10 protein-coding genes are annotated in these 9,998 nt (G+C 52.8%); 9 read left to right on the top strand and 1 reads right to left on the bottom strand.

The window, feature by feature from the left end:
* Nucleotides 1–297 precede the first annotated feature (297 nt).
* Genes cysP through ACJAXR_RS13100 form a run of 5 tightly spaced genes read left to right on the top strand, consistent with a single transcriptional unit; the run spans nucleotide 298 to nucleotide 4,804 of the window.
* A complete protein-coding gene (gene cysP, locus ACJAXR_RS13120) occupies nucleotides 298–1,296 on the top strand; it encodes a thiosulfate ABC transporter substrate-binding protein CysP (RefSeq protein WP_415058727.1) in 999 nt (332 codons plus the stop codon).
* 12 nt (nucleotides 1,297–1,308) lie between these two features.
* Complete coding sequence (gene cysT, locus ACJAXR_RS13115) at nucleotides 1,309–2,175, top strand: sulfate/thiosulfate ABC transporter permease CysT (RefSeq protein ID WP_415058718.1); 867 nt, start codon at nucleotides 1,309–1,311, stop codon at nucleotides 2,173–2,175.
* Nucleotides 2,176–2,181: 6 nt separating this feature from the next.
* On the top strand, nucleotides 2,182–3,048 hold the full coding sequence (cysW, locus tag ACJAXR_RS13110) for a sulfate/thiosulfate ABC transporter permease CysW (RefSeq protein WP_415058717.1): 867 nt from the start codon (nucleotides 2,182–2,184) through the stop codon (nucleotides 3,046–3,048).
* On the top strand, nucleotides 3,048–4,145 hold the full coding sequence (locus ACJAXR_RS13105) for a sulfate/molybdate ABC transporter ATP-binding protein (RefSeq protein WP_415058716.1): 1,098 nt from the start codon (nucleotides 3,048–3,050) through the stop codon (nucleotides 4,143–4,145). The genes cysW and ACJAXR_RS13105 overlap by 1 nt, the downstream gene beginning before the upstream one ends.
* Before the next feature lie 32 nt (nucleotides 4,146–4,177).
* Nucleotides 4,178–4,804 carry a class I SAM-dependent methyltransferase gene (locus ACJAXR_RS13100; protein WP_415058715.1) on the top strand — a complete coding sequence of 209 codons (627 nt, stop codon included), beginning with the start codon at nucleotides 4,178–4,180 and terminating at the stop codon, nucleotides 4,802–4,804.
* A gap of 23 nt (nucleotides 4,805–4,827) precedes the next feature.
* On the opposite strand, the gene ACJAXR_RS13095 is transcribed toward ACJAXR_RS13100, so the two are convergent.
* Nucleotides 4,828–5,850, bottom strand: coding sequence for an alpha/beta fold hydrolase (locus ACJAXR_RS13095; RefSeq protein ID WP_415058714.1), 1,023 nt, complete (start codon nucleotides 5,848–5,850; stop codon nucleotides 4,828–4,830).
* Nucleotides 5,851–6,003: 153 nt separating this feature from the next.
* On the opposite strand from ACJAXR_RS13095, the gene glnT reads away from it, so the two are divergent.
* The 4 genes from glnT to ACJAXR_RS13075 all read left to right on the top strand — a co-directional run bounded on the left by glnT (nucleotide 6,004) and on the right by ACJAXR_RS13075 (nucleotide 9,926).
* The gene (gene glnT, locus ACJAXR_RS13090; protein ID WP_415058713.1) at nucleotides 6,004–7,365 is read left to right on the top strand and encodes a type III glutamate--ammonia ligase; all 1,362 of its coding nucleotides are present in this window, start codon (nucleotides 6,004–6,006) and stop codon (nucleotides 7,363–7,365) included.
* Between the two features lie 191 nt (nucleotides 7,366–7,556).
* Entirely contained in the window at nucleotides 7,557–8,576 is a 1,020-nt protein-coding gene (locus ACJAXR_RS13085; RefSeq protein WP_415058726.1) for a putative urea ABC transporter substrate-binding protein, read from the top strand.
* A 59-nt stretch (nucleotides 8,577–8,635) separates the two neighbouring features.
* Nucleotides 8,636–9,247 (top strand): TetR family transcriptional regulator, encoded by a 612-nt coding sequence (locus ACJAXR_RS13080; RefSeq protein WP_415058712.1) that lies wholly within the window; start codon nucleotides 8,636–8,638, stop codon nucleotides 9,245–9,247.
* Between the two features lie 124 nt (nucleotides 9,248–9,371).
* On the top strand, nucleotides 9,372–9,926 hold the full coding sequence (locus ACJAXR_RS13075; protein WP_415058711.1) for a porin family protein: 555 nt from the start codon (nucleotides 9,372–9,374) through the stop codon (nucleotides 9,924–9,926).
* The last annotated feature ends 72 nt before the right edge of the window (nucleotides 9,927–9,998 follow it).

Raw genomic sequence — 9,998 nt, 5'->3', positions numbered from 1 at the left:
CAGAAGTGAAACGATGCATCGCCGATGGTAGTGTGAGGTTTCCTCATGTGAGAGTAGGTCATCGTCAAGCGCTATACCAAAACCCCGATCTGGAAACAGGTCGGGGTTTTACTTTGTGCAGTCAAAAACATTGAACCTTATGCTTTAGTGTTTTAAGGTATAAGAAAATCCGTATAAAGCTGATATTGTTCTATGCCGCTAATTTCTATAGGCTATCTCTCCTAATCAAACGCATCTGCATATCCTAATATGCATGGAGAGGTTTTTATGGCTGGTGGATTATCAGTAGTGGGGCGCATGAAAAGCGTGGCTGGTGTTTTAGTTTTGAGCGCCGGCATGGTAATGACGCCAGCCCAGGCCGCAGATCAGGAAATACTCAATTCGTCTTACGATATTGCCCGCGAACTCTTTACTGCCTATAACGAATTATTTAGCGCGCATTGGCAGGAAGAAAGCGGCAAGACGATTGAAATTCAGCAGTCCCACGGTGGTTCGTCGAAGCAGGCACAAGCGATCATCCAGGGATTGCGCGCAGATGTAGTGACTTATAATCAAGTGACTGACGTGGACATTCTGCATGAGCGTGGAAATCTGATCCCGAAAGACTGGCGAACGCGTTTGCCCAATGCCAGTTCGCCTTACTATTCGACCATGGCGTTTCTGGTGCGTAAGGGTAACCCCAAGAACATCCGTAACTGGGATGATTTGGCTAAGGACGGCGTGACTTCTGTACTGCCCAACCCCAAAACCTCTGGTAATGGACGTTATACGTACCTTGCTGCATTAGGTTATGCGCAAAAAACCTATCCTGACGATGAGGCTAAGGCTGATGCTTTTCTCAAGACGCTTCTGGGTAATGTTGCCGTATTCGATACAGGTGGGCGTGGTGCGACTACTACCTTCGTAGAGCGCGAGATCGGGGACGTTCTGTTGACCTTTGAATCTGAAGTTAACAACATCCTCGCACAGTATCCTGAAGGTGGTTACGAAGTTGTTGTTCCCAAGATTAGCTTCTTAGCCGAGATGCCAGTGACTTGGATTGACCGCAATGTTGAGCGTAACGGCACAGAAGAAGTTGCTAAAGCCTATTTGGAATACTTGTACAGCGAAGAAGCCCAGCGGCTGATTGCTGGCTTTTACTATCGCGTACACAACGAAAAGGTAAACCAGGAGTTCGCTGATAAGTTTCCTGAAGTAGAGCTGTTGTCGATCGAGGATATTGCTGGTAATTGGGAGAACGCGATGAAGGTTCACTTCGCCAGCGGTGGTAAACTTGACCAACTTCAACGCAGATAATTTATTCCTTTCATGACTAAAGCTATAGGCGCCTTAGCGCCAGTGCGCAACAACAACCCCGGCAAGCGTGTCTTGCCGGGTTTTGCCTTGAGTCTGGGTGTCTCCCTGCTTTTCATCAGCTTGGTACTGTTGCTGCCACTGACCGGTCTTATTATCGAAACGTCTGGAATGAGTGCAGCTGAGTATTGGGCGGTGATCAGTGATGAGCGGGTTGTCGCCTCCTACAAGGTGACCCTGTGGGCAGCCGGGATTGCTTCATTGTTCAATGGCGTGGTGGGTTTGCTACTCGCCTGGGTGCTGGTTCGTTATGAGTTCTGGGGTAAGCGTATCGTCGATGCATTGATGGATCTGCCTTTCGCGCTACCCACAGCGGTTGCTGGTATTACATTAGCCGCGCTCTTCTCCGAAGGAGGCTGGTACGGAGAGTACCTTGCCATGCTGGGTATCAAGGTCGCTTTTACTCCGCTGGGCATTGTTGTCGCTATGGCCTTCACCAGTTTGCCCTTTGTGGTGAGAACGGTTCAACCCGTACTCGAAGATCTCGCACCGGAGGATGAGGAGGCTGCGGTGAGTATGGGTGCTTCGGACTGGACTGTGTTCCGGCGTATTCTCTTTCCTTCCCTCTGGCCTGCCTTGATGACGGGCATAGCGCTGTCCTTTACTCGTAGCCTAGGTGAGTTTGGTGCGGTCATCTTTATTGCAGGCAATATGCCCTATGTCAGTGAGATAACCAGCCTCATGATCTTCATACGTTTGCAGGAATTCGATTACGCGGCGGCAAGTGCGATTGCTTCCGTGGTGCTGATGGCGTCGTTATTTCTATTACTCGCTATCAACCTGTGGCAAGCGCGCTATCTGCGACGGCTGCATGGACGGTAGTTACTCATGAATCGAGCAAAATCACGCTTGCGTATCGGAGATCAACCCTGGGTTAAGTGGAGCTTGATCGCTCTTGCACTCACAATAACCACGTTGTTGTTGGTTATACCGTTAGCGCTGATCTTCGTCGAGGCGTTCTCCGAGGGCGCGCAGACTTTCTGGGATAACCTGACCGACACCTATACGTTGCATGCTATCGGGCTGACACTGTTCGTCGCCGCACTGACAGTGCCGATTAATTTGGTCTTTGGCGTGTTTCTCGCCTGGTTGGTGACACGCTTTGAGTTTCCTGGGCGTAAGGTGCTGATTACACTGATCGATATACCTTTTGCCGTATCGCCAGTGGTTGCAGGCCTGTTGTATCTGCTGTTGTACGGCAGTAACGGTTGGCTTGGCGGATGGTTGCTGGATCAGGATGTGCAGTTGATGTTTGCTTGGCCGGGTATCGTCATGGTCACGGTGTTCGTTACCTGTCCCTTTGTTGCCCGCGAACTTATCCCTCTGATGCAGCAGCAGGGCCGGGAGGAAGAGGAGGCCGGCGTTGTGCTCGGCGCTTCTGGTTGGCAACTGTTTCGTAGGGTGACGCTGCCTAATATTCAGTGGGCATTGCTTTATGGTGTCGTCTTGACCAATGCCCGGGCGGTAGGCGAGTTCGGTGCGGTATCGGTGGTTGCAGGCAACATCCGCGGTGTAACCAATACGCTGCCCCTGCATGTGGAGTTGTTGTATCAGGATTATAACGCGGTGGGGGCTTTCACCAGCGCCTCACTGCTGGCGGGGATTGCCTTGCTTACCCTATTGCTGAAAAGCTTTGTTGAGTGGCGTCAATCCCGCCAACACGCCCTGCTAGCTGATCAATCGGACAGTCGCTGATGAGTATCACCTTAGATGGTATTAACAAGTATTTTGGCAAGTTTCAAGCTCTCAATGATATCTCTCTGGAGATTCCCGACGGCGAGCTAACGGGGCTGCTCGGACCTTCCGGGTCCGGTAAAACAACGCTGCTGCGGATCATTGCCGGACTGGAAACTGCCGAACAGGGCCGCATTCTGTTTCACGGCAAGGATGTTACACCGCTGCATGTACGTGAGCGTCGAGTAGGATTTGTTTTTCAGCATTACGCGCTGTTTCGGCATATGACCGTAGCGCAGAACATTGCCTTCGGCCTAGAAGTGCTGCCCCGTAAGGAACGTCCTGGAGCGGCGGATATTCGCAAGAAGGTGGGTGAGCTGCTCGAAATGGTCCAGCTCAGTCATCTAGCAGACCGGTTCCCTGCGCAACTGTCTGGCGGACAGAAACAACGTATCGCGCTAGCGCGCGCTTTGGCCATGCAACCTCAGATTTTATTGCTCGACGAACCCTTTGGGGCGCTGGACGCAAAAGTACGCAAGGACCTTCGCAGGTGGCTTCGGGCGCTGCATGATGAACTGCATTTCACCAGTGTTTTCGTTACCCACGACCAGGAAGAAGCATTGGAGCTGTCCGATCGCGTTGTGGTCATGAGTGCGGGCAAGATTGAGCAGGTCGATAATCCGCAGGCATTATATGCCGAGCCGGACAGTCGCTTTGTATTTGATTTTCTCGGCCACGTGAACGTTTTTAACGGCGATGCGCAGGGTCAACGTCTGGTTCAAGGCGAAGCCTGGGTCGATATGCCGTCGCCCATCACGGATGAGGCAATACAGCTTTACTTACGACCGCACGAAGTACGTTTGCAGGATAAGCCAGCGGAGCATGCTCACCTGCCACTGCGTATTGAATCAATTAGCTTGATCGGTGCCGAGGTACGGCTTGAGTTGTTGCCTTGCGGATGGCAAGCGGATGAGCCCTGGGAGGTCGGCATCAGTCATGTGGAGTTCAATCGCTGGCAGCCGAAGCGGGGAGACCGATGCTATGCTGTGCCGGATGTCGGGCATCTGTTCGACGCGCATCAGGGGCAACCGCAAACGCTCAGTTGGCTTAAGGACTGATGCGTAGCATTCAGCCCAAAAAGGAAGAGCTGATGAATCCTTATGAGCGTTATGTATTACCGCGAATGATCGATATCGCCTGCGGCATGGGCGATGTCATGAAAGCGCGCTCGCGCATCGTGCCTCAGGCGGTTGGCGAGGTGTTGGAAATTGGTATTGGCACCGGTCTCAATCTTCAGTTTTATCGTCCTGATCAGGTGACCTCTATCGTCGGTGTTGATCCAGCTGCGCAGATGCAGGCCTTAGCCTCTCGTCGTGCGGCAGATTGTGCTATACCAGTGGAGATGATCGCCGTCGATGTACAAGGTATCCATGCGGTAGACAACCGGTTCGACACCATTGTCATGACGTTTACGCTCTGCTCAATCACGGATCCAGTGCCGGCTCTGCGCGAGATGCTTCGTGTACTCAAACCAGGTGGTCGCCTGCTTTTTTGTGAACACGGTCTGGCTCCGGATGCCTCCGTGCGCCGCTGGCAGAATCGGCTTACACCTATCTGGAAGCCATTCGCCGGTGGCTGTCATTTGAATCGGGACATTCCACAATTGCTGCGTGATGGCGGATTCAATATCGGTGACCTGGCTACCGAATACCTGCCGGGTCCTCGCCCGATGACATATATTTACAGTGGCTGGGCGCAGCAGGAACAACTGACCTGAAGATGCAGCGTAGTTCAATAGCACTAACGTTCAAGTAAAGTTGCGCACGCTGCTAGTATGCGAGCTGTATCAATCGGGTTACGGCCCGGCGCTCCGGCACAGTGGCCCCAGTTTGACTGCAATGGCACACATTGACTATTGGGGATATGCGCGGCCTCCCAGGCCGCATCCTGCTCGGTGAAGTAGAAGTCCGTCGTGCAGGGCACGATCAGCGTCTTCGCCCTAATGGCGCCCAAAGCAGCAGGAAGATCACCCGCATACACATCATTGGCACTGATGTCGGCTGACTTCCAGCTCTCCAATACCGCCAGCAGATTGTTGGCGTCCTGGGCCAGGTGATCCTTTTCCCAGTACTCCAGTAAGGCCGAAATACTGTCAAATCCAAGGCTGCGATACAGCTCATCGCGGAAAAATGCCTGACTGTAGGCCCATCCGGCATACACCCGGGCAAAGGCTTTGAGTCCAGCCTCTGGCTGATGATGATAGAAGCCTTCGTGCCAGGCTGGATCGCAAATCAACGCCGCCTTCACTCCCTCCAGAAATACCTGATTGTGAGGCCAGCAGCGCGCAGTAGCGCAGATGCTCATAATCCGTTTGACCTTTTCTGGGTAAAGACAACCCCATTGCAGTGCCTGCATACCGCCCATTGACCACCCCATGACCAATGCGGGTGAAGCGTCGTGAAAATGGTGCTCCAGCAAACGCTTCTGAGCTATGACATTGTCATACAGGCTGACCCGGGGGAAATGCCCCGCGGACTGATTATTCGGTGAGTTGCTAGGTGAGATGGAGCGACCATTGCCAATCAGGTTGGGAATAACAATACAGAACCGCTCTGGATCAAGGGGCCCCTCTGCACCAATAAAGGGCATATTGCCCATGTGTGTTCCACCATAGTACGTCGGGATCAGAATCAGGTTGTCCGCCGCGGCATTCAGCTCCCCTATCTGGACGAAACTGAGCCAGCCATCGCGCAGAATTTCACCGCTTTGCAGGGGTGTATTGCCTAGCTGGAATTGCCGCTCAAGCCCTTGATGTACCGACATTATTACTACTCCCAGATGGATTTTGATGAAGTCCTGCGGGTATGGCTCCACATGCCTTTTGAGATTTATACATGCATGCTGGCATGTATGTTGAATGGAAGAATCATACCAAGCTCGCCACCCCCGGCGCTTTTATCATACTGGAGTGCATACATGACCGTTCAGCCATCACCAGAAAGCCTTAAACAAACCCTGCAGGACAAGGGCGTTAAATACGCTCTGGCCGGTTATGTTGATATCCACGGCATCATCAAGGGCAAGTTCGTACCTATTTCTCATATTGGACGCATGCTCAAGGGTTCAGAGCTGTTCACCGGCGCTGCGTTAGACGGGGTGCCGCAGGATATTGCGGACAATGAAGTGGCTGCCATGCCGGACGTCTCTACCATGACCGTCTGCCCCTGGAATCCTGATCTTGCCTGGTTTGCCAGCGATCTATATCTGGACGGAGCACCCTTTGAAGCCTGCTCGCGGAGCATACTCAAGCGACAGGTCGCCGCCGCAGCCGACATGGGCTATACGTTCAACCTCGGTATCGAGACTGAATTCTTCCTGTTCAAGGATTCTGCCGATGGTGGTTTCGAGCCAATCAGCGGACGCGACTCGTTGTCCAAGCCTTGCTATGACCCGCGCACCCTGGGCGACAACATGCACATCGTTGGCGAGTTGGTAGAAGCCATGAACAGCATGGGCTGGGATGTGTACTCCTTTGACCACGAGGATGCCAACGGTCAGTTCGAAACTGACTTCACTTATACCGACGCTCTGGGCATGGCCGACAGACTGGTGTTTTTCCGTTTGATGGCTGGAGAGATAGCTCGTAAGCACGGGGCCTTTGCCAGTTTTATGCCCAAGCCTTCAGCCACGCGCACCGGTAGCGGAGCTCACTACAACATGTCATTAGCCGACCTGAAAACCGGCGAGAACCTGTTTGATACTGCCAACGGTGAGGATATTCACGGTTGTGGCGTTACAACCATGGCTTATCACTTCATTGCGGGTGTGATGAAGCATGCCAAGGCAATCAGTGCAGTGATTGCGCCTACGGTAAACAGTTACAAGCGACTGGTGCGCAAGGGCAGTATGTCTGGCTCGACTTGGGCCCCGGTATTCGTCTGCTATGGCAATAACAACCGCACCAATATGTTGCGCATCCCTTCCCAAGGCGCGCGTGTTGAATGCCGTGCGGCAGACATCGCCTGCAATCCTTATCTGGGAGCCGCAATGATTCTGGCCGCCGGCTTGGAGGGCATCAAGGAAGCAATGGATCCTGGTCTGCCGCACCGCGAGAATATGTACAACTACACTGACCAGCAAGTCCGTGAGATGGGTATCGATATGCTGCCGCAGAACCTGGGAGAGGCCATCGACGCCTTCGCAGCAGACCCCCTTTCCAGGCAGGTATTTGGCGATTCGATGTTCGAGAGCTTCGTGCAATATAAGCGCGATGAGTGGACCAGTTATCACACCCACGTATCAGACTGGGAGATAAACCGGTACCTGAAATTCTTCTAACCCTGTTGCGCTGGCGGAAGCTGGCGCGCCTCTTGCAAAGTTTTTCCCATAGTCTGGAATTTTCATCTGGACACATGATCGGGCAAACGCCTTATCCATTCAGGAGTAGATACATGAAAAAGCCTTTTGCATTCCAACGTCGTATCAAACAACTGCTCGGCGGCGCACTCATGACGGCCGCTGTTTCTACCATGCTGATTGTTCCGTCGGTGAGCGCTCAGGAGCGTGATAGCTTTAAAATCGCCTGGAGTATTTATGCAGGGTGGATTCCCTGGAAGTACGTCGATGAGTCGGGAATCATGAAGAAATGGGCGGACAAGTACGGTATTGAAGTCGAGATTGTGCAGATCAATGACTATATCGAATCGATCAACCAGTACACCGCAGGCGAATTCGACGGCGTAGTAGCGACCAGTATGGACGCACTTTCAATCCCGTCAGCCGGCGGTATTGATACCACCGCGTTGATCGTTGGAGACTATTCCAGCGGTAACGATGCCCTGGTCATGAAAGGCAGCAGTAATATCAAGGATCTGGCCGGCGAACAGGTCAACCTGGTTGAACTGTCAGTCTCCCATTATCTATTGGCCCGGGCGCTGGACACCGCGGGTATGAGTGAGCGGGACGTGACTGTGGTTAATACCGGGGATGCGGATATGGTGGCCGCATTCAGTACCGATGGTGTTGAAAACGTAGTGACCTGGAATCCACTGCTTGCTGACGTGTTAAAAATGCCCGGAGCCAATCAAGTATTCGATTCCAGTCAGATCCCAGGCCACATCAAGGATTTGACTGTGGTAAACACCCAGACCCTGGCGGAGAACCCCGCGCTGGGCAAGGCACTGGTCGGTGCCTGGTTTGAGCTGATGGCGATCATGAGCACGGACAGCGAAGCTGGTCAGGAAGCAAGAGCCTTCTTGGGAGAAGCGTCGGGTACTGATCAGGCGGGCTATGAAGCTCAACTGGCTGGCATGAAGATGTTCTGGCAGCCAGCCGATGCGGTCGCATTCATCTCCAGTGAGCAAGCAGTTGAAGCCATGGATAGCGTCCGCCAGTTCTCCTACCAGAAGGGTCTTTTGGGTGAAGGGGCCAGTTCCGCTGATTTCGTGGGTATCGCCTTTCCCGGTGGCAAGACGTTGGGTGATAGCGCTAACATAAAGCTGCGTTTCGATCCCACCTACATGCAGATGGCGGCGGACGACGCGCTCTGATATTAGCCCGCACACTTCATGCTCGAAAGATCATGAGGTGTGCCGCAAGCGGATAATTCATGCGCCGTACTAAGGAAGACGCAGAAAAAACGCGTCTGAAGATAATCGAAGCCGCTCTGACACTGTTCAGTCGCAACGGCTATTCCAATACCACGCTAGGCATGATCGGCGCCGAGGCGGGTTACAGTCGCGGGCCGATCTACTGGCATTTCAAGAATAAGGATGATCTGTATCAGGCTGTACTGGCGTATTCCCAGGAGCCGTTGGAAAACCTGATCAACAGTGCCGCCCAAGACAGCGCGGATCCGCTAAAAGCAATTGATGCCTTCACGCGGCAATGGCTCGGGCTGTTAGCAACGGATGTCTGGTTTCGTCAGTCGTTCGAAATCCTGTTGAACAAGACTGAGCTGACCGAAGCGATCGCACCTACGATCAAGCGTGAACGAGAGTTGACCAGCCACATCGTTGACACTTTGTCTCAGCTAGTGACCAAGGCTCAGGAGCTCAAGCAATTGCCATCCTCGCAGCCAGCCAAAAAACTGGGTTTGCTGGTGTATATCCACTTGATGGGTGTTACCCAGAGCTGGCTGTTTGCGCCGGAGCTATTCAGCCTAAAAGAGGAGTCCGCATTCTTTGTGGAACGGCTCCACGGTCTTCTGCATTCCCCCTGACATTTATCTCCAGACTGTGTTGAAAGACCTTGATTTGGCCGTATGATACCCGTCTGGGCCAAGAGGCCCAGTAAATGGGATCACTGTCACGAAGACAGTTTTAATAAGCATATGGAGATGTAAAATGCTCAAAAAATCGCTGATAGCTGCGATCGTAATGGGTTCAATGGCCACGGCCGCTCAGGCTGCTGAGCAGGTTAACGGTTATCTTTTTGGCTCGCTTGGCCAGTCAGAAGCTCAGCTCAGCAATATTTCCGATGATACGGATACTGCCTGGAAGGTAGGCGCTGGCGTACAGCTCAACCCCTATGTTGGCGTTGAGTTCCAGTACACAGACTTGGGCATGATTGAGGATCGGTTTGTATTCATGGAATTGCCAGTCAAGTTAACGGGAGATACTACCGGCCTGGGTGCAAACGTGGTTGGCACGCTGCCACTGGATCGCTTCAGCCTGTTTGGCAAGGCCGGTTATCATCAGATGAAGACTGATATCCGTGCAACTGCTGGTCCTGGTTTTGGCAGTGATAGCGAGAAAGAGTCGTTAGTGTCTTACGGTGTTGGTGCTGCCTACCGTGTTGCTGACAGCTTCGATATCGTAGCTGAGTACGAGCGCTATAAGGAAGTTGCTGACGACTTTGACATCGATATGCTTTCCGCAGGTCTGCGCTACAACTTCTGATTTCTACGCAAACTAAAAGCCGGTGCTCAGTTCATTTGAATTGAGCACCGGCTTTTATATTTCCGCCTTGCC

Source organism: Halopseudomonas sp., assembly GCF_047631575.1.
In the GTDB taxonomy this organism is placed as follows: Bacteria; Pseudomonadota; Gammaproteobacteria; order Pseudomonadales; family Pseudomonadaceae; genus Halopseudomonas.
This window is presented reverse-complemented; position numbering and strand designations above follow the sequence as displayed.

What these genes read in the sequence shown, in the direction of transcription:
- ACJAXR_RS13085 (WP_415058726.1), top strand. Translation starts at nt 7,557, where the DNA reads ATGCTGATTGTTCCGTCGGTGAGCGCTCAGGAGCGTGATAGCTTTAAA.
- cysT (WP_415058718.1), top strand. Translation starts at nt 1,309, where the DNA reads ATGACTAAAGCTATAGGCGCCTTAGCGCCAGTGCGCAACAACAACCCC.
- cysW (WP_415058717.1), top strand. Translation starts at nt 2,182, where the DNA reads ATGAATCGAGCAAAATCACGCTTGCGTATCGGAGATCAACCCTGGGTT.
- ACJAXR_RS13100 (WP_415058715.1), top strand. Translation starts at nt 4,178, where the DNA reads ATGAATCCTTATGAGCGTTATGTATTACCGCGAATGATCGATATCGCC.
- glnT (WP_415058713.1), top strand. Translation starts at nt 6,004, where the DNA reads ATGACCGTTCAGCCATCACCAGAAAGCCTTAAACAAACCCTGCAGGAC.
- ACJAXR_RS13105 (WP_415058716.1), top strand. Translation starts at nt 3,048, where the DNA reads ATGAGTATCACCTTAGATGGTATTAACAAGTATTTTGGCAAGTTTCAA.
- ACJAXR_RS13095 (WP_415058714.1), bottom strand. Translation starts at nt 5,850, where the DNA reads ATGTCGGTACATCAAGGGCTTGAGCGGCAATTCCAGCTAGGCAATACA.
- cysP (WP_415058727.1), top strand. Translation starts at nt 298, where the DNA reads ATGAAAAGCGTGGCTGGTGTTTTAGTTTTGAGCGCCGGCATGGTAATG.
- ACJAXR_RS13075 (WP_415058711.1), top strand. Translation starts at nt 9,372, where the DNA reads ATGCTCAAAAAATCGCTGATAGCTGCGATCGTAATGGGTTCAATGGCC.
- ACJAXR_RS13080 (WP_415058712.1), top strand. Translation starts at nt 8,636, where the DNA reads ATGCGCCGTACTAAGGAAGACGCAGAAAAAACGCGTCTGAAGATAATC.